This window comes from Dyella sp. AD56, assembly GCF_002878475.1.
In the GTDB taxonomy this organism is placed as follows: domain Bacteria; phylum Pseudomonadota; class Gammaproteobacteria; order Xanthomonadales; family Rhodanobacteraceae; genus Dyella.
In genome coordinates, this window is record NZ_NRDP01000022.1 from 129334 (window position 1) to 147452 (window position 18119).

An 18119-nucleotide genomic window follows, 5' to 3' on the forward strand; every position below is an offset into this window, starting at 1 on the left:
TCCCATGCTGACCGCCGGCACCATCACTGCCGCGGCACTCGTCTGGCTTGGCCTACTGTTTGGCGTGGCCCTGATCGGCGAACGCCGGCCGGCGTTGTTCGAGCGACGCTGGTCCATCGTCTATGCGCTGTCGCTCGCCATTCACTGCACCTCATGGACGTTCTACGGCACGGTCACGCAGGCCAGTCGTTCTGGCTGGTGGCTGCCGCCGACGTTCGTGGGTGCCATCCTTATGTATGTGTTCGCCATTGCCGTGTTGCGACGATTGGTGCAACTGGCGCGTGACTACAACGCAGGCTCGCTGGCCGACTTGATCGCGGTGCGCCTTGGGCGGCATACCGGTTTGGCGGCGCTGGTGACGGTGGTGGTGCTGATCGGCATCGTCCCCTACATCGCGCTGCAGTTGAAGGCCGTGGCGATGAGCTACGGCATGCTCAGCCGCGGGCAGCTCAACGAGGCCAACCCCTGGCAGGACAGCGCGCTCTACGTCGCCTTGCTGATGGCCTTGTTCGCCATGCTGTTCGGCACGCGGCGCGCATCAGCGATGGCACACAATCGCGGCCTCGTGCTGGCGATGGCGTTCGAGTCGCTGTTCAAGCTGGGAGCCATGCTGGCACTGGGCACGCTACTGTTGTCACCTCAAAGCCGCGAGCTGGTCGCGAGTGCCGCCACGCAGCACGACAGCACCGGGTTCCCTGCGCTGATCCTGTTAGGCGCGTTGGCGATGTTTACCTTGCCGCACCAGTTCCATGCGGGTGTCGTGGAGTGCCGTGATACCTCGCATCTGCGCACGGCACGCTGGTTGTTCCCGTTGTATATGTTGCTGATCTCGTTGCCGCTGCTGCCGTTGGCGCGGTTGGGTGATGCTTGGCTGGGCCCCGGCGGCGTGCCGTCGGACCTCTATGTGCTGGCGCTTCCGCTTGCGCGCGGGCAGCACGGACTGGCCTTGTTGGCGTTCCTCGGCGGTCTGAGTGCGGCGACCAGCATGGTGGTGGTGGCGACGCTGGCGTTGAGCCTGATGATCGTGAACCACTTCATAGCGCCGTTGCGTGTGCGCGCGGGTTGGGGGCGCGACGAAAGCGGTGACCTGCGCGGCGAGGTGATCAACCAGCGGCGGGTTGCCATTCTCGTGGTGATCCTATTGGCTTGGGGCTATAGCCGCGTACTGGCGCGTAACGACGCGTTGGCGGATATCGGCGCCATTTCATTCTCCGCGCTGGCGGGGCTAGCTCCCGCGTTATTGGCGGCGGTGTACCGGCCGCAGTTGGGGCCGCGTGCGGTCACGATGGGTCTAGCGATAGGCACGCTCGTCTGGCTGTACGCGTTGCTGCCGGCCATGCAGCCGCACGGGCCGGCGTGGTGGCAGAGTGGCCCATTCGGTATCGCGTGGCTCGCACCAGACGGCTTGCTTGGCCTTAACGATTGGAGTCGGCTCGCGCGGGCAGTCGTGGTCAGCTTGATCGCCAATGTGGCCGTGATGATGGCTGTGACCGGTTCGCGCTTTGGTCATGCGCCACGCGCGGTCAATGTGGGCGATATCGGCGTGGCGGAGTTGCATGCGCTGGCCTCGCGGTTTCTTCCCGCCGAGCGTGTCGAGCATTTGTTCCTGGATGCCCCGAAGCAAGGCGTGGCTGGCAACGCGCGCGTCGCGGCGGTGGAGCATGAGTTGGCGGCAGTGATCGGCGCGGCATCTTCGCGTCTTTTGCTGGAAGTCGTGCGGCAGCAGCGCCGCGAGGAGCTGGATACGGTGGCCGCCATCGTCGGCGAAGCGGCGCAGGATCTGCGCTTCAATCAGCGTGTGCTCGAAGCGGCACTGGAGAATATGAGCCAGGGCATCTGCGTGGTGGATGCAGAACTTCGACTGGTGGCCTGGAATCGCCGTTACGCGAGCTTGTTCGGCTATCCGTCCGAGCTGTTGCAGGTTGGGCGTCCGGTCGCGGATCTCACGCGTTACAACATCGAGCGAGGCATGATCGGCACCGTCGCGACGGATGAAGGCGTGCAGCGACGTCTGACCCACATGCGCGCAGGCACGCGTCATCTTTCCGAGCGTCGCTTCCCGGACGGAACCATCGTGGAGATCCGCGGCAATCCCATGCCGGGCGGTGGTTTCGTGGCGACGTTTACTGACGTCACGGCCTTTCGCCAGGCAGAGGCTGCACTCAAGGCATCAAACGAAACGCTGGAGCAGCGTGTCGATGAGCGCACGCGCGCTCTGGTCGACGCGACGGCCGAAGCGCAGCGCGCCAACCAGGCCAAGAGCCGTTTCCTTGCTGCAGTGAGCCATGACTTGATGCAGCCGTTGCATGCCGCGCAGTTGTTCGCGCATGCCCTGGCCGAACGCGGCACGGATCCTTCCACTGTGCGGCACTTGCACGGCGCGTTGTCGTCCACAGAGGGTCTGCTTGCCGGTTTGCTCGATATGGCCCGACTGGAAGCGGGCCGATTGCAGCCGCAGATGCGCGGCTTTGCGTTGGCTGATGTGTTTGATCCGCTGGCGGCGGAATTCCTGGCCATGGCGAGCGACAAAGGCGTTCGCTTCGATGTCGTCGGCACGCACCATTGGGTGCATTCCGATCCTCAGTTGTTGCGCCGCGTGCTGCAAAACTTTCTTTCCAATGCGTTGCGCTATGCCGAGCACGGCCGCGTGGTGCTCGGCGTGCGCCGTCGCAGCGGGAGGTTACTGCTGCAGGTATGGGACAACGGGCCCGGCATCGAGGCGGGCGAGCAACAATGGATCTTCGACGAGTTCCGTCGCGGCAGTGCGGCGGGCGGGCAGGGTCTTGGCCTGGGTCTGTCGATCGCGCAGCGTATGGCGGCGTTGCTCGATCACCCCATCAGCCTGCAATCGTGGCCGGGTCGTGGCAGCGTGTTCGCCTTGTCGGTACCGCTGGCACTGGCCGCGCCGCAACCTTCGCCGTCCGTATTCGAGCCACAGCCTTTGTCGGCTGGGCGTGCGCTGGTGCTCGATAACGAGCCCGCAGCGTTGTCGGCACTCTGCGTGTTGCTGGATGGCTGGGGTTGGCAGGTGCACGCGGCGCGCACGTTGGAGCAGGCGCGTGCGGCGCCGTGGGTGCCGGATCTACACATCTTCGACTACCACCTCGACGGCGGTTGCACGGGGCTGGATGTCCTGAGCGCGCTGGGTGGCGATGGGAGCCGCGTGCCCACGGTCATCCTCACGGCCGACCGCGATGGCGATTTGCGCCAGCGTCTGCTCGATCGCGGTATCGGCGTGTTGTACAAACCGCTCAAGCCGCTGGCATTGCGGCAGGTGTTGCAGCGGGTGGCGGTGGCACGGCCATAGCGCGTCGCGCTGAGTTCTATGTAGAGGCGGTCAGATCCGCGCCGACTCCGCCAAGTCCAGCGAACGCAGTAACACGCCCGCCTGAGTGCGGTTGCGCACGCCGAGCTTTTCGAAGATGGCGGTAACGTGTGCCTTTACGGTGCGTTCCTGGATCGTCAGGCGATCGGCGATCTGTTTGTTGAGCAGACCCTCGCCCAACAAGGACAGCACGCGGTATTGCTGCTCGGTCAGTCGCGCGAGGCGGGAGGCGAGGTCCACGTCGGCAGCGTCGGCGGGCAATGCCGCCACGGCTTGAGCCAATGTCGACGGCAGCCAACGGCCGCAGTCGAGCACGCTGCGGATGGCTTGGGCGATCTCGGCCGGGGTGGCGCTCTTGGGGATGAAGCCTGCCGCGCCATGGTCCAGTGCGCGGCGCACGGTCCGCGCCTCGTCATGTGCTGACACCACCAGCACGGCCACGCTGGGAAATTGGCCACGCAGGGTCGCCAGTCCCGATAAGCCTTGGCTGCCTGGCATGTGCAGGTCCAGCAGCACCAGGTCGATATCGGGATCGCCAGCGAGGGCGTTGAGCACGCCGTGCAGGTCGGAGGCTTCCACCACGTCGCAGCCTTCCACGCTGTCGTTGGCGGCTTGCCGCAGTGCAGCGCGAAACAGCGGATGGTCGTCGGCGATCAGCAGGCGTGTCATAGCGCTGACGTTAGCCAAGGCGAAGGCCTGCGTCGAGGTCAGATAGTCACCCCATCACGCCGGGGTGATCGGTGACATGCTGGACTTTCGTACGATGGCAGACGCGCACCTGCTTGTTATGGTGGTGGTCATGACTAACCCCCTTTCCCGATGGACGTTGCTGCTCGTTCCGCTGCTCGCCTCGTGCGCGGCGCCGAGCGTCACCAAGGAGTCCGGCATGCAGGCCCCCGAATTCGTGCGCGGTGAGGTACGTGTGACCGAGCACCGCCAGGGCGATGACCTGCTCAGCGCTGGCCTGGGGCTGGACGGGTTAGCCGGCGCGCCTTCGTCCATCGCGCATCCGTTGCAACCGACGCCGAAGGAGTTGCGGCGCCGCGCGATCCAGACCAGTTGGAAGGGCATTGCGGACCTGGGGCCGCTCGGCGGCTACGGGCACGTCTACGGCGCCGTGCCCAACGTGCCGGGCCGTGAATACCAAGCCTTCGCGTGGATACCGGACGCGCATTCGCCGCATCGCGTGTTGCTGCAGGTGCCGGACAATTTCGACCGTTCGCATCGCTGCCTGGTAGTGACGGCATCCTCGGGTTCGCGAGGCATCTATGGCGCTATTGCGCTTGCGGGTGCGTGGGGCCTGCCGCGCGGTTGCGCAGTGGCTTATACGGACAAGGGAACCGGCGGCGGTTATTTCGACCCCGCCGACGATACGGGTGTTGCGCTCGACGGTACTCGCGCGAAGCGCGGCAGCACCACGCTGGAATTTGAGCCGGCCAAGGAAGCGACGCACGGCGACATCGCCGTCAAGCACCTGCATTCGGGCGACAACCCCGAGGCCGACTGGGGCCGACACGTTTTGCAGGCCGCGCAGTTCGGGCTGGCCATGCTCGATCGCGCCTTCCCCGAGCAGGCGCCGTTCACGGCGCAGAACACGCGCATCATCGCGACGGGTTTGTCCAATGGCGGCGGTGCCGTGCTGCAGGCCGCTGGGTTGGACGACGGGCATCTGCTCGCTGGCGTGGTGGCGCTGGAACCGAATGTGCGTGTGCCAGGGCAGGGACGCGCGTTGTTCGATTACGCCACCGATGCCGCGATATGGCTTCCCTGTGCGTTGGTCGACGCGCGGTTCGACAGCGCGCCCATGGCGCGTACGCCGCAGGGCGACGTACCGCCCGCGTGGGCGCAGCGTTGCCATCAACTGCACGAACATGGACTGGTCAGTGGCACGCGTGTCGCCCAACAGGCAGCGCAGGCCTATGAGCACCTGCGCGCCGGTGGCTGGACGGATGACGCCATGACCACTGCCGCTTCCACTACGGCGTTGGATTTGTGGCGTGCGATCACGGCGGGCTACGCCTCGGCATACATGCGTCGTGGGCCGGACGACATGCCATGCGGTTTCCACTACGCCGGGCTGGGAGCGCACGGTGCGCCGGGGCCGGTCGATGCTGCCACCAAGGCGAGTTGGTGGGCGGATGCATCCGGCATTCCACCGGGCAACGGCGTGGGCCTGTTCGGCGGTACCGACCATTCGGCCGACCCCACCTTGCCAGGCACGCTTTGCCTGCGCTCGTTGTGGGATGACACCGATGCCAGCACCCAGCCACTGCGCGATGGTGTTGCAGCAACAACGGTGAAGATGCCGCGCGCCAGCTTGCCCCTATGGGTGGTGCATGGCGCTTCCGATGGGTTGCTGCCTACCACCTTCACCTCGGAACCGTACGTGGCGTGGCTTCGGGCAGGGGGCGCGCATCCGCTGTACTGGAAAGTACCGCACGCCCAGCATTTCGATGCGTTCCTCCCCATACCTGGCTTCGGCGCCCAGCACGTGCCGCTACTGCCTTACGGTTACGCGGCACTGGATCGCCTGTGGGCCCATTTATATGAAGGTGCACCCTGGCCGGCCTTGGTGCCGACGCCGGTTTCGACGCCGCGGGGTACGGGTGCCCTGTTGAAGGAGGCCCTGGATCTGCCGGCCGCCTGGACGCCGGGCCCGGGCTGAGCCATTCGGGGCGCGGGGGATCGGACTGTCACGCTGGGTGGGGTATCCTTGCCGGCCCGCAGGGTGCGCGTGGTTGCGCGCCGCTTTCGAGAATCAAGGAATACCGATGACCATCAACGTCACCTTCACCACCAACCGCGGTCCCATCCATCTGCGCTTGCACGATGACAAGACCCCGGTGACCGTGGCCAGCTTCGTCAATCTGGCCCGTCGCGGCTATTACGACGGTCTGTCGTTCCACCGCGTCATCGCCGACTTCATGGTCCAGGGCGGTTGCCCCGAAGGCAGTGGTCGCGGTGGCCCGGGCTACCGTTTCGAAGACGAGTTCAACCCCTCGCTGCGCCATGACAAGCCGGGCGTGCTGTCCATGGCCAATGCCGGTCCGCGCACCAACGGCAGCCAGTTCTTCATCACCCATGGCGCCACGCCGTGGCTTGACGGCAAGCACAGCGTGTTCGGCGAAGTGCTGAGCGCGGAAGACCAGGCCGTGGTCGATGCGATCCACCAGGGCGACGTGATCGAGAAGGTCACTGTGGAAGGCGACGTGGACGCGCTGCTGGCCGCCCAGGCCGATCGCGTGAAGGAATGGAACGCGGTGCTCGACGAGCGCGGCTGATCCCATTCGTGTTGATTGCGTGAAGAAGCCGCCGTCAGTAATGACGGCGGCTTTTTTTCAGCCTTCTCTGTCATGGCTAAGTGACTTTTCGAGGCCTAGAATCGAGCGGCTCCACACGGCGCGTGATGTGCATCGCGCGATGCGCATTTTTTCCCTTTCCATGGAGGTACGGCCATGTCTTTCCTCAACGATCTACTCGGTGCCGCGCAGGGCAATCAGGCCGGCGGTTCTAATCTCGTGGCCATTGCCGGCCAGCTCATCGATAAGGCAGGTGGCGTGCAGGGGCTGGTGTCCACGCTGCAGCAGCATGGCCTGGGCGATGCGGTGCAGTCGTGGGTCGGCTCGGGTACCAACCAGCAAGTGTCCAGTGAGCAACTGGGGCAGGCCCTGCAGAATGGCGGCCTCGGTTCGGTGCTGCAGGAAGCGGCGAGCAAGATGGGCGTGGACCAGGGTCAGCTGCTCGGCCAGCTCTCGCAGGTGCTGCCGCATGCGGTCGATCACCTGACGCCAGATGGCCAAGTGCCGGCACAAGGGCAGGGTGGTTTCGATCTGGGTTCACTCGCCTCGCTGGCGGGCAAGCTGTTTGGCGGTGGCGGCAAGGCTGCCTGAGAACCTGCAAGACGTTCCGGCGGCGCGCAAGGCGCCGCCGGAACGAGGGCGTTACGAAGTGGCGCCGCGACGGAACAGTGCGTGATAGATCACCAGCAGCACGACCGCGCCGATGATCGATCCGATGAAGTGCATGACACCGGCTTCCGGCCACCACCCCAGTTTTTCGCCGACGTAGGTGGAAATGAACGAACCGGCAATGCCGAGGATGGCGGTGATGATCCACCCCATGGCCTCTTTGCCCGGGGTTACCGCCTTGGCGATGATGCCTACGACCAGACCGACAATGATTACCCATAACCAATGCATACGCGTATGTCCTTGGTGAGCGTTGGAAAGGTCTCCTGTTCAGAACGGCTGGCCTGCATCCGGCGGGCCCCTGCCATCCATCCGGCCCCATCCGGGCCGGGCGGTCTGGCAAGCCCATGATGCGCTTACCCACATGTAAGCGCACCTCCGGGATGGGGAATTCGACCATCTGACCATGCCGGATGGGCGGATGACGCGCCGCCACATGCTAAAATTGCCGGGTTTGCTGTCTTTCCCTGTCTGTCCCCGAACAAGAGGAAGTCATGCCCCAGCTCGCCCAGCGTGTCGGTCGCGCCAAGCCCAGCGCGATCATGGTCATCGCCGAAAAGGCCAAGCAGCTTAAGGCTGCCGGTCGCGACATCATCAGCTTCTCCATTGGTGTTCCCAATTTTCTTCCCGGCGAGCATGTGTATGCCGCCGCGCGCGAAGCACTCCAGCACGACTCCGGTCAGTACGGCAGCAACTGTGGCGCGGATGCGCTGCTCGATGCCTTCCTGGTGCATATCGAAAAGCTCGGCTTCAAGGGCTATGGCCGCGCCAACTTGTCCATCGGCATCGGTGCCAAGCAGGTGCTGTACAACCTGGGCGAAGCGCTGTTGAACGAAGGCGATGAGATCGCCTTTGCCGCGCCGTTCTGGACGACCTATCGCGATATCGCGGACATCCTTGGCGCCAAGGCCAACATCCTGCATTGCGGCCCCGAGCAGAACTACAAGCTCACGCCTGCACAGCTCGACGCGGCGCTCGCGCGCAAGCCCAAGGTGTTCCTGTTCAACAACCCGTCCAACCCGACGGGCATGGTGTACACGCGCGATGAAATCGTTGCGCTTGCCGAGGTGTTGGTGAAGTACCCGGACACCTGGATCATCACCGACGACATCTACAATTCGATGGTGTTTGATGGCATCGGCTACCACAACTTTGTGCATGCAAAGCCGGAGCTGAAGGATCGCCTGATCTTCGTCGACTCCGTGTCCAAGACCTACGGCATGCCGGGTTGGCGCGTGGGCCTCATCGCAGGCCCCGAGAACGTGGCCAAGGCCATCACCACGCTCAACTCCAACCACATCACCAGCGTGCCGGAAGTCGTTACGGCGGCCGCCGTGGCTGCATTCGCGGGCCCGCAGGACGTGCCGCAGGCCAAATGCAAAGAGTTCGCCGGAAAGCGCGACGTGGTCGTCAACGCGCTGCGTGCGATTCCTGGCGTGGTGTGCCCGACGCCACAGGGCGCGTTCTACGCGTTCCCGGACATCTCCGTGGCCTTCGGCAAGAGCCATAACGGTCAGCGTATCGACAATGACGTCGATTTCTGCGCTGCACTGCTGGAAGCCAAGGGCGTGGCCTGTGTGCCGGGCTCGGCCTTCGGTGAGTCGCGCGCCATGCGCATTTCCTATACCTGCCCGACTGCACAATTGCAGCCCGGGTTGGAACGTATCCAGGCGTTCTTTGCTGAACTGACCTGACGGTTTTGGGGCCCGTGCCGGTTGGCGCGGGCCTTGTCTTTTGTAAGTCCTAGCCAAGTTGAAGGAGTTTCTCCGATGAAAGCACCCGTTCGTGTTGCCGTTACCGGCGCTGCCGGCCAGATCGGTTACGCCCTGCTGTTCCGCATTGCTGCGGGCGACATGCTGGGTCCGGACCAGCCGGTAATCCTGCATCTGCTGGAAATCACCCCGGCGCTGCCTGCGCTGCAGGGTGTGGTGATGGAACTCAACGATTGCGCGTTCCCGACGCTGGCTGGCGTAGTCGCCACCGACGACGTCAACGTTGCCTTCAAGGATGTGGATTACGCGCTGCTCGTCGGTGCGCGTCCGCGTGGCCCGGGCATGGAGCGCAAGGATCTGCTCGAAGCCAACGGCGCCATCTTTGGCCCGCAGGGCAAGGCGCTGAACGATCATGCCAAGCGTGACGTGCGCGTGCTGGTGGTCGGCAACCCGGCCAACACCAATGCGCTGATTGCTCAGCAGAACGCCCCGGACCTCGATCCGAAGTGCTTCACCGCGATGGTCCGTCTGGACCACAACCGTGCGCTGTCGCAGCTGGCCGAGAAGACCGGCAAGCACAACACCGACATCAAGAAGATGACCATCTGGGGCAACCACAGCTCCACGCAGTACCCGGATCTGCACCACGCCACCGTGGACGGCAAGCCGGCGCTGTCGCTGGTCGACCAGGCCTGGTACGAGAGCGATTTCATTCCGACCGTTCAGCAGCGCGGCGCCGCCATCATCAAGGCGCGTGGCGCTTCGTCCGCCGCCTCGGCTGCTTCGGCCGCCATCGACCACATGCGCACCTGGGCACTGGGTACCGCGGAAGGTGATTGGGCCTCGATGGGTATTCCGTCCGACGGTTCGTACGGCATCGAGCCGGGCGTGATCTACGGCTATCCGGTGACTGTGAAGGACGGCAAGTACGCCATCGTGCAGGGCCTGGACATCAACGCGTTCTCGCGTGGCCGCATGGATGCTACCAACAAGGAACTGCGCGAAGAGCGCGCCGGCGTCGAGCACCTGTTCGCCAAGAAGTAAGCGAACAGTCATCGTTGCCACAACAAGGGCGGCCCATGGGCCGCCCTTGTTGCGTGTGGGCACATCAATGCGCGCGTGGTGTGGCCTGCAACGCGGCGAGGATGGTCCTGACATAACCGATCAGCGCCTCGTCGGACCACGAACTGTCGGTGAGATCGGGCTCTTTCGCGTGGGCTTCGCGGATACGTTCATGGGTGGCCGGATCGTCGCCCGCGTAGGCGCGGAACAAGGCTGCCCACTGTTTGCCGAGCTCACGGGCTTGAGGATCGCCTGGCGGTACACCATCCACCATCGCCTTGCGCAACGCGGCCAGCAGTGGCGGCCAGGCGTTGAAGGTCGCGCCATAGTGCTGACGCATGAAGGCGAATTCGCCGGGCTTCAGATAGCGCTGGTAGATCGCCAACCGTCCTTCCACAAAGGCCTCTTCGATGAAACGCCGCATGGGGAGCGAGACGCCTTGCGCATCCCAGGAGCCCGGTTCGTTGTCATGCATGCGATTGAGGCGCACCAGGAAATCCGGATTGCCGCTGGTGTCTCGGTAGAGTGTGCGCATCCAGCGGAGCGCCAAAATCTGCGCTTCGGGCGCCTCCGGTGAAACGCCACGGTCCATCGCCGCTTGCACAGTGCTGACCATGGCGCTCCATTCGGCACGGGTGGCTGCGTCATGCAGTAGCGGCAGTTGCTTGATTTCCTCGCTAGAAAAATAATTCTCGAACATCGTCATCAGCTCCAGAGTGTCCAGCCAGTCGGCCAGATCGGGGGACTGTCCGGACGCCAGCTGCGCGTGTAGCAGGCCCAGTTGCTTGCGCAACCGTGTTGCCTTGGTGATCTCGTGATCGAGTTGCGCCATCTGGCGTTCGATCACGTCGGTCAGCGGGGCCTGAGGCCCGGACAGGGCAGTTCCGATGTCGGCCAGCGACAAGCCCAACTGGCGCAGGGCCTGAATACGATGCAGGCGTTCGATGTTGGCCCGGTCGTACAACCGGTAGCCGGCAGCGGAGCGCAGCGAGGGCACCAGCAGGCCAATGGCGTCGTAGTGGTGGAGCGTGCGGATGGTGAGTCCGCTGCGCCTTGCAAGTTCGCCTACGGTCAGTTCCATGGGGTGTCCTCGTTACGTGCCACGCACTCTGGGGGCTTACGCGACGTGAGGGTCAAGCCTCTCCGTCCGGCGCCGCTTCATGGTTAAATCAGCGGATCCTCGACTGGAAGCCGGATATGAAGCAACTATTTGCGATCGCCACTTGCTGCGCCCTCCTGACCGCCTGCGGTGGCATGCATGGCCTGCGCGACACCACGCCCAAGATGAGCAGCCGTACCAACAAGGACATTCCCACCTATCTGGAATGCGTGCGCGCGAAGTGGGCGGAGACGGCCGAGGCTAGCGCATCGCACAAGGATCAGTCGGGTGAGCTGACGGGACGTGACAAGTCGGGCGCGAACGAGCTGATCAGCGTGACGGCCGATGGTACCGGCGCGCAGGTCATGATGTACGAAACCCAGAACAGCAAGAAGGACTACAACCCTGCTTATCGCGATGCAGCGGTGTCCTGCCTCTAAGGTATTCATGCGGACGGTTGCCACGCATGGCTACCGTCCGCGCGACTCGACCAAGGTCGCACAGCCTGCAGGGTATGGCTGATTTAGGCTAGACCGATCAGCCGTTGAAGTGAGGGTGATCGCGATGCGCTACGAGGAGTTCTATCAGCGATCGATAGAGCAGCCGGAGTCCTTCTGGGCGGAGCAGGCGCAACGCATCCACTGGCACACGCCGCCCGAGCGCATTCTCGATGTTTCCCATCCGCCATTTCGCCAGTGGTTCGTCGGCGGCACCACCAACCTTTGCTACAACGCCGTCGACCGGCATCTGGACGCGCGCGGTGGCCAGTTGGCGCTGGTGGCGATTTCCGCCGAAACCGGCATCACGAACGAGTTCACCTATCGCGACCTGTATCGCGAGGTAAACACGTTCGCGGCGGTGCTCGCCTCGCTGGGTGTCGGCAAGGGCGATCGTGTGGTGATCTATCTGCCCAACATCGCTGAAGCCGTGTTTGCCATGCTGGCATGTGCGCGCATCGGCGCCATTCATTCGGTGGTTTTCGGCGGCTTCGCGGCCCACAATCTCGCTTTGCGCATCGACGATGCCGCGCCGAAGCTGCTGATTGCCGCGGACGCCGGCATGCGCGGCGGCAAGGTCATTCCCTACAAGCCGCTGGTGGATGCGGCGCTGGATGAGGCGACGCATCGGCCGCCGCACGTATTGATCGTCGATCGCGGGCTCGACCCACAGATGACGCGCGTGGCCGGCCGCGATCTCGACTATGCCAGCCTGCGCGCCTCGTACGAAGGTGCCGAGGTGCCGGTGGAATGGCTGGAATCAAACGAACCCAGCTACCTGCTGTATACGTCGGGCACCACCGGTAAGCCCAAAGGCATCCAGCGCGATGTGGGCGGCTACGCCGTAGCCATGGCGATGTCGATGGCGACGATCTTCGACGTCGCGCCGGGGCAGGTGATGTTTTCCACCTCGGACGTGGGTTGGGCGGTGGGGCATTCGTACAACGTGTACGGGCCGTTGATCGGTGGTGCTACGTCGTTGCTTTACGAAGGGCTGCCTACGCATCCGGACCCTGGCATCTGGTGGCAACTGTGCGAGCGCTACGGTGTGCGCACCATGTTCTCTTCGCCGACCGGCATCCGCGTGTTGAAAAAGCAGGATGCAAGTTGGCTGAAGAAGTACGACCTGTCCAAACTGAAATGGCTGTTCCTTGCTGGCGAACCGCTGGACGAACCGACCGCGCATTGGATTACCGAAGGCCTGGGTGTACCGGTGATCGACAACTACTGGCAGACAGAAACCGGCTGGCCAGCGATCACGCTGATGCCAGGCCTCGATCTGAAGCCGGTGAAGTTCGGTTCGCCTGGATTGCCCGCGCCGGGTTATCGCATAAAGGTGATCGACGAAGTCACGGGTGAAGAGCTCCCGCCCCATCAGAAGGGCGTGCTGGTGTTCGTGCCACCCTTGCCGCCGGGGTGCCTCTCCACGGTATGGGACGATGATGCGCGTTATGTCGCCAGTTACTTCGGCCATTTCAAGGAGCTGCTCTACAGCTCGCTGGATTGGGCGATCCGCGATGAAAACGGCTACACCAACATCCTTGGGCGCACCGACGATGTTATCAACGTGGCAGGGCACCGGCTGGGCACGCGTGAGATCGAAGAATCCGTGGCGACACATCCGGCGTGCGCTGAGGCTGCAGTGATCGGCATGCAGGATGAACTGAAAGGGCAGGTGCCGGTGGTGTTCGCCACGCTCAGACAGGGCGTGACCGAAGGATCGAGCGACGTCGCGAAGGCCATGCAGCAGCGCGTGGTCGACCAGCTCGGCAAGCTGGCCCGTCCAGCACGCGTCTACGTAGTGAATGCTTTGCCCAAGACGCGCTCTGGCAAGTTGCTGCGGCGTTCGCTGCAGGCGCTAGTGCAACACACCGATCCGGGTGACCTCTCCACGCTGGATGATCCCGGCGCACTGGAGGAAGTACGGCGCGCGTTGGATCGCGGTTCCGATGTTTGATGCAAGGAGTCAGTCGCGCCGTACGGGCGGTTGGCCGGCGTAGTTGGCGCGGGGCCGGATCAGGCCGCCGTAGTCCTGTTGCTCCAGCGCATGCGCTAACCAACCGGCCATGCGTCCTGCTGCGAACAGCGAGATCGCCACGTCGGCGTCGAGACCGTGCAGCGTCGCGATGGCGGCCAGGGCAAAGTCCAGCGCTGGCTGACGGCCCACGCTGTCGTGCACTGCATCGGCGAGCTGGCGGATGCGCGCCATGCCGCTAAGGCGCGGATGCACGTCGCTGAGCATCTCGAGCAACAGCGCTGCGCGTGGATCGCCCTCCGGATAGAGCGGGTGCCCGAAGGCAGGCAACTCGTCCCCGCGGCGCAGGCGCTCACGTACATGATCCCCCGGGCGACGCTCTCGCAGTGCCTGCTGGATAAAGGCGTGCGCGCGTGCCGCTGCACCGCCATGCTGCGGCCCGGAAAGTGCGGCCAAGCCGGCACTGACCGATGCGTGCAAGCTCGCACCGGTGGATGCGGCAACGCGCGTGGCAAACGCCGATGCGTTGAGTTCGTGGTCCGCGCACAACACCAGTGCGCTGCGCACGAGTTCTGCCAGCGGCTCGTCGCCGGGCTTCCACGTCTGCGCCATCAGGCGATGGATGGGGCGCCGGTCGGGGCGCGTGCCGCACAACAGTGCAGCGGTTTCGCGCAGCAGGCGCGCGGCGCACTCGCGCCGCTGCAACGGATCGGTACTGAGTGTGTAGGGCGACGAGAGTGCGAGCAGGGGCAGTGCCGATGCCGTGCGTTCCATCGGCGGTACTTCCTCCCGGCGGCACAACATCGCCACGACAGCGGGCCATACGCGCGCAGGCGTGGCGTTGAACGGATCGCTATCACCGCCCCAGAGCAGACGCGCCACGTCTTCCAGGCTGGCGCCGTCGCGGGCCAGCGCGATCGCCGATTCGCCACGGTAGTAGTGGCCGTGCGGGCGGATTAGCGAGATCCGCGTTTCCAGCACCGGCAAGCCCCAGGTCAGGCTGTGCGCCGCGCCCTTGGCGGCGCCCCGTCCGGCCTGTCTGCGTTCGATCAGTCGCTCGATATCGTCGGCGCGATACTCACGGCTGCGTCCGTCGGGGCCGGGGCGTGAGTCGATCTTGCCGCGGCTGACATAGGCGTACAGCGTGGCCGAGCTGACGCCCAGCCGCTTGGCGGCTTCCTGGGCAGAAAGGTGTTCTACAGGCATGTGGACATATTGATCCTGTCGATCAAGATTGATCAATACATCGTGCAGTGACAGAGTGTTGTCTGTGCCGCGGCGTGTACTGCGCCGCGACATGGCCTTGCCAACGCATCGCCTACAATATGAGGTTTAGGAGAATCAGCATGCCCCTCCCCGAATCCGCCGGTAGCCGCTTCCGCGCTGCCGTCGCCGCCGAAAGTCCCCTACAGGTGATGGGCGCCATTACTGCCTACGCCGGCCTGATGGCCAAGCGCGTGGGTTACAAGGCGCTTTACCTGTCCGGCGGCGGTGTCGCCGCCAACTCGTTGGGTATTCCCGACCTGGGCATTTCGACCATGGAAGACGTGCTCACCGACGCACGCCGCATCGTCGACGCCACGCAGATGCCGTTGCTGGTGGATATCGATACGGGTTGGGGTGGCGCATTCAACATCGCGCGCACGATCCGCTCGTTCATCAACGTCGGCGTGGCCGCCGTGCACATCGAGGACCAGGTCGGTCAGAAGCGTTGCGGCCATCGTCCCGGCAAGGAAGTCGTGCCCAAGGAAGAAATGGTCGACCGCGTGAAGGCGGCCGTGGACGCCCGCACCGATGCCGGCTTCGTGATCATGGCGCGCACCGATGCCGCCGCTGCGGAAGGCATTGATGCTGCCATCGATCGCGCGTGTGCTTACGTGGAAGCGGGTGCGGACATGATCTTCCCCGAAGCGATGACGACGCTTGAGGACTATCGCCGTTTCAAGGCCGCGGTGAAGGTGCCGATCCTGGCTAACCTCACCGAGTTTGGCTCCACCCCGTTCTTCACCACCGACGAACTGCGCACCGCCAACGTGGACATCGCGCTGTACTGCTGCGGTGCGTACCGTGCCATGAACAAGGCCGCGCTCAATTTCTACGAGACGGTGCGCCGCGAAGGCACGCAGAAGAACATCATCGACACGCTGCAGACCCGCGCGGATCTGTACGACTTCCTCGGCTACAACGCCTACGAGGACAAGCTCGACGCGCTGTTCGCCAGCCAGAAACCGGTCTGACCAGCCACCCCATTCGCCGGCCACGGTATTCCAGTCGTGGCCAGCAGAGTCGCATGCATTGAGGAGACGTATCCGATGAGCGAGCAAACCCTTCCCAAGCCCAAGAAATCCGTCGCGCTTTCGGGCGTGGCCGCTGGCAACACCGCGCTGTGCACGGTGGGCCGCAGCGGCAACGACCTGCATTACCGTGGCTACGACATTCACGACCTGGCGGCCAAGGGCTGCTTCGAGGAAGTGGCTTACCTGTTGGTGCACGGTGTGCTGCCGAACTGGGCGGAACTGAACGCCTACCGCGCCAAGCTCAAGCGCCTGCGCGGCCTGCCGGCGCCGGTCAAGAGCGCACTGGAACTGTTGCCGGCCGCCACGCATCCGATGGACGTGATGCGCACCGGTTGCTCGGTACTGGGTACCGTGCTGCCGGAGAAGGACGATCACAACGTCACCGGCGCGCGTGATATCGCCGATCGCCTGATGGCCAGCTTCGGTTCGATGCTGCTGTATTGGTTCCATTTCAGCCATAACGGCAAGCGCATTGAGACGGAGACGGACGATGAGTCCATTGCCGGTCATTTCCTGCATCTGCTGCATGGCAAGAAGCCGAGCGAGTTGCACGCGCATTCGCTCGACAAGTCGCTGATCCTGTACGCCGAGCATGAGTTCAACGCGTCCACCTTTACCGCGCGCGTCATCGCAGGCACCGGTTCGGACATGTACTCGGCCATCACGGGCGCCATCGGTGCGTTGCGTGGGCCCAAGCACGGCGGTGCGAACGAAGTAGCGATGGAAATCATCGCGCGCTACCGCAATGCCGCCGAAGCGGAGGCGGACATCCGCGCCCGCGTCGAGCGCAAGGAAATCATCATTGGCTTCGGTCACCCGGTGTACACCGTGTCCGATCCGCGCAACGAGATCATCAAAGAGATCTCGCGCAAGCTCTGCGCCGAGGGTGGCAATCCGACGTTGTTCGACGTGTCGGAGAAGATCGAAAAGCTGATGTGGGAACAGAAGAAGATGTTCCCCAACCTCGATTGGTTCTCGGCCAGCGCATATCACATGATGGGCGTGCCGACGGCCATGTTTACTCCGCTGTTCGTGATCGCCCGCACCTCCGGTTGGAGCGCGCACGTGATCGAGCAGCGCGAGGACGGCAAGATCATCCGTCCCAGCGCCAACTACACCGGCCCGGAAGACCAGGCCTACGTGCCGATCGAAAAGCGCTGATCGGTCGGCAAGGTGTTACAGAAGAGGGAGCCGAAAGGCTCCCTCTTTTTTTGTAAGTTTCGTTGTGGTTCAGGACCCTGTACGACATTGCTATCGTTTCGTGTGCTGGTGTGTAACGTGCCTGATACACCCGTTCAATGGCCCATGCAGCGGCCATGCAACGTGCGCCAATGCATTGAAACACCTGCCGTTGTTTAACCGCTTGCAGTCTGCGGTGGATGTGAGTGCTGGCGGGTGGTGTAACGACGGTGCGTCACTCCGAATATCCAGGTGCCTGAGCAAAGCCAGACTCATTGATCGTGATCCCGTTCAAGTCGCTGATTTCGTGGCATTCGCGTGCCTGAACGTGGAGTCGTGCCGGATGGCATGCAAGTTGCGACGTAGCGTTGCTGGACTCGTAACACCAGCTACACAGGGGGTCACACCGCATCGTTCCAGGAGTAATGACTATGCGTAAGACTCTATTGGCTACCGCGATCGTGCTGGGAATGGGATTGGCGCTTCCTGCCTTCGCGGATAACGACCACAACAGTGGTAGCAGTGATTCGAACAATAACTACAGCACCTATGCCACGGGCCAATACGGCTCCGCCGCAAGCTCCGGTGGCTATGCTGATTCCTTCAACACGAGTGAAGCGGTTGCCAACAGTACGCTCAACGGCACGGTATCGAACCTGAGCGTGTCGGGTATCGGCAACTGGGGACAGAATAACGGCAACGCCAACGGCGGACGCGGCGGTAGCGGCGGTGATGGCCGCGGTGGCAAGGCGATCGGTGGAAACGGCGGCGACGGCGGCGACGGCGGCGATGCTCATGCGAGAAGTGGTCATGCCGGTGGATCAGGCAGTTCATCGGGTGATTCGGGTGCCTTCGGCGCATCCCTGGCCGGTGGCGGCAGTGGTGGCGGCGGCAACGATGGCGGCGACGCAAATGCCAATAACCACAGTCACTCGCATGCGGGCGGCGGCAGTGGCACGGCCGGCGGCGGCACCGCCACGGGTGGTACGGGCGGCGCCGGTGGTG

At 64.0% G+C, this 18119-nt stretch carries 14 protein-coding genes and 1 pseudogene; 11 read left to right on the plus strand and 4 right to left on the minus strand.

Annotated elements, in window-relative coordinates; all coding sequences use genetic code 11:
• The first annotated feature begins 4 nt into the window (after positions 1 to 4).
• Positions 5 to 3307, plus strand: a complete 3303-nt coding sequence (locus DyAD56_RS14460; RefSeq protein ID WP_102303469.1) for a PAS-domain containing protein — start codon at positions 5 to 7, stop codon at positions 3305 to 3307.
• Between the two features lie 30 nt (positions 3308 to 3337).
• Here the strand turns inward: DyAD56_RS14460 and DyAD56_RS14465 are convergent, their stop codons facing one another.
• Positions 3338 to 3994 carry a response regulator transcription factor gene (locus tag DyAD56_RS14465; protein ID WP_102303470.1) on the minus strand — a complete coding sequence of 219 codons (657 nt, stop codon included), beginning with the start codon at positions 3992 to 3994 and terminating at the stop codon, positions 3338 to 3340.
• 130 nt (positions 3995 to 4124) lie between these two features.
• Here DyAD56_RS14465 and DyAD56_RS14470 point away from each other — a divergent pair, with 130 nt between their 5' ends.
• The 3 genes from DyAD56_RS14470 to DyAD56_RS14480 all read left to right on the plus strand — a co-directional run bounded on the left by DyAD56_RS14470 (position 4125) and on the right by DyAD56_RS14480 (position 7215).
• Positions 4125 to 5990: a D-(-)-3-hydroxybutyrate oligomer hydrolase gene (locus tag DyAD56_RS14470; protein ID WP_233202460.1), complete on the plus strand. Its 1866-nt coding sequence runs from the start codon at positions 4125 to 4127 to the stop codon at positions 5988 to 5990.
• A 106-nt stretch (positions 5991 to 6096) separates the two neighbouring features.
• Complete coding sequence (locus tag DyAD56_RS14475; protein WP_102303471.1) at positions 6097 to 6606, plus strand: peptidylprolyl isomerase; 510 nt, start codon at positions 6097 to 6099, stop codon at positions 6604 to 6606.
• Positions 6607 to 6780: 174 nt separating this feature from the next.
• Positions 6781 to 7215 carry a YidB family protein gene (locus DyAD56_RS14480; RefSeq protein ID WP_102303472.1) on the plus strand — a complete coding sequence of 145 codons (435 nt, stop codon included), beginning with the start codon at positions 6781 to 6783 and terminating at the stop codon, positions 7213 to 7215.
• A gap of 51 nt (positions 7216 to 7266) precedes the next feature.
• Here DyAD56_RS14480 and DyAD56_RS14485 read toward each other — a convergent pair whose 3' ends face one another.
• Positions 7267 to 7524 carry a GlsB/YeaQ/YmgE family stress response membrane protein gene (locus tag DyAD56_RS14485; RefSeq protein WP_102303473.1) on the minus strand — a complete coding sequence of 86 codons (258 nt, stop codon included), beginning with the start codon at positions 7522 to 7524 and terminating at the stop codon, positions 7267 to 7269.
• Between the two features lie 263 nt (positions 7525 to 7787).
• On the opposite strand from DyAD56_RS14485, the gene DyAD56_RS14490 reads away from it, so the two are divergent.
• Both DyAD56_RS14490 and DyAD56_RS14495 read left to right on the plus strand, forming a co-directional pair.
• Complete coding sequence (locus DyAD56_RS14490) at positions 7788 to 8987, plus strand: aminotransferase class I/II-fold pyridoxal phosphate-dependent enzyme (protein WP_102303474.1); 1200 nt, start codon at positions 7788 to 7790, stop codon at positions 8985 to 8987.
• A gap of 75 nt (positions 8988 to 9062) precedes the next feature.
• Complete coding sequence (locus DyAD56_RS14495; protein WP_102303475.1) at positions 9063 to 10049, plus strand: malate dehydrogenase; 987 nt, start codon at positions 9063 to 9065, stop codon at positions 10047 to 10049.
• A gap of 64 nt (positions 10050 to 10113) precedes the next feature.
• Here DyAD56_RS14495 and DyAD56_RS14500 read toward each other — a convergent pair whose 3' ends face one another.
• A complete protein-coding gene (locus DyAD56_RS14500; protein WP_102303476.1) occupies positions 10114 to 11148 on the minus strand; it encodes a MerR family transcriptional regulator in 1035 nt (344 codons plus the stop codon).
• 116 nt (positions 11149 to 11264) lie between these two features.
• Here DyAD56_RS14500 and DyAD56_RS14505 point away from each other — a divergent pair, with 116 nt between their 5' ends.
• Positions 11265 to 11606 (plus strand): hypothetical protein, encoded by a 342-nt coding sequence (locus DyAD56_RS14505; RefSeq protein WP_102303477.1) that lies wholly within the window; start codon positions 11265 to 11267, stop codon positions 11604 to 11606.
• Positions 11607 to 11730: 124 nt separating this feature from the next.
• Positions 11731 to 13620 (plus strand): propionate--CoA ligase, encoded by a 1890-nt coding sequence (prpE, locus tag DyAD56_RS14510; protein WP_102303494.1) that lies wholly within the window; start codon positions 11731 to 11733, stop codon positions 13618 to 13620.
• Positions 13621 to 13629: 9 nt separating this feature from the next.
• Here the strand turns inward: prpE and DyAD56_RS14515 are convergent, their stop codons facing one another.
• Positions 13630 to 14844, minus strand: a complete 1215-nt coding sequence (locus tag DyAD56_RS14515) for a citrate synthase family protein (protein ID WP_102303495.1) — start codon at positions 14842 to 14844, stop codon at positions 13630 to 13632.
• A 140-nt stretch (positions 14845 to 14984) separates the two neighbouring features.
• Between DyAD56_RS14515 and prpB the strand changes: the two genes are divergently transcribed.
• The 3 genes and pseudogenes from prpB to DyAD56_RS14530 form a co-directional block, all read left to right on the plus strand.
• The gene (prpB, locus tag DyAD56_RS14520; RefSeq protein ID WP_102303478.1) at positions 14985 to 15875 is read left to right on the plus strand and encodes a methylisocitrate lyase; all 891 of its coding nucleotides are present in this window, start codon (positions 14985 to 14987) and stop codon (positions 15873 to 15875) included.
• Positions 15876 to 15950: 75 nt separating this feature from the next.
• Positions 15951 to 17096: a 2-methylcitrate synthase gene (gene prpC, locus DyAD56_RS14525; protein ID WP_102303479.1), complete on the plus strand. Its 1146-nt coding sequence runs from the start codon at positions 15951 to 15953 to the stop codon at positions 17094 to 17096.
• 449 nt (positions 17097 to 17545) lie between these two features.
• Positions 17546 to 18119, plus strand: a pseudogene (locus DyAD56_RS14530) (hypothetical protein); the annotation flags it as partial.

Coding starts and splice junctions, on each gene's coding strand:
- DyAD56_RS14460 (WP_102303469.1), top strand. CDS start 5: ATGCTGACCGCCGGCACCATCACTGCCGCGGCACTCGTCTGGCTTGGC.
- DyAD56_RS14465 (WP_102303470.1), bottom strand. CDS start 3,994: ATGACACGCCTGCTGATCGCCGACGACCATCCGCTGTTTCGCGCTGCA.
- DyAD56_RS14470 (WP_233202460.1), top strand. CDS start 4,125: ATGACTAACCCCCTTTCCCGATGGACGTTGCTGCTCGTTCCGCTGCTC.
- DyAD56_RS14475 (WP_102303471.1), top strand. CDS start 6,097: ATGACCATCAACGTCACCTTCACCACCAACCGCGGTCCCATCCATCTG.
- DyAD56_RS14480 (WP_102303472.1), top strand. CDS start 6,781: ATGTCTTTCCTCAACGATCTACTCGGTGCCGCGCAGGGCAATCAGGCC.
- DyAD56_RS14485 (WP_102303473.1), bottom strand. CDS start 7,524: ATGCATTGGTTATGGGTAATCATTGTCGGTCTGGTCGTAGGCATCATC.
- DyAD56_RS14490 (WP_102303474.1), top strand. CDS start 7,788: ATGCCCCAGCTCGCCCAGCGTGTCGGTCGCGCCAAGCCCAGCGCGATC.
- DyAD56_RS14495 (WP_102303475.1), top strand. CDS start 9,063: ATGAAAGCACCCGTTCGTGTTGCCGTTACCGGCGCTGCCGGCCAGATC.
- DyAD56_RS14500 (WP_102303476.1), bottom strand. CDS start 11,148: ATGGAACTGACCGTAGGCGAACTTGCAAGGCGCAGCGGACTCACCATC.
- DyAD56_RS14505 (WP_102303477.1), top strand. CDS start 11,265: ATGAAGCAACTATTTGCGATCGCCACTTGCTGCGCCCTCCTGACCGCC.
- prpE (WP_102303494.1), top strand. CDS start 11,731: ATGCGCTACGAGGAGTTCTATCAGCGATCGATAGAGCAGCCGGAGTCC.
- DyAD56_RS14515 (WP_102303495.1), bottom strand. CDS start 14,844: ATGCCTGTAGAACACCTTTCTGCCCAGGAAGCCGCCAAGCGGCTGGGC.
- prpB (WP_102303478.1), top strand. CDS start 14,985: ATGCCCCTCCCCGAATCCGCCGGTAGCCGCTTCCGCGCTGCCGTCGCC.
- prpC (WP_102303479.1), top strand. CDS start 15,951: ATGAGCGAGCAAACCCTTCCCAAGCCCAAGAAATCCGTCGCGCTTTCG.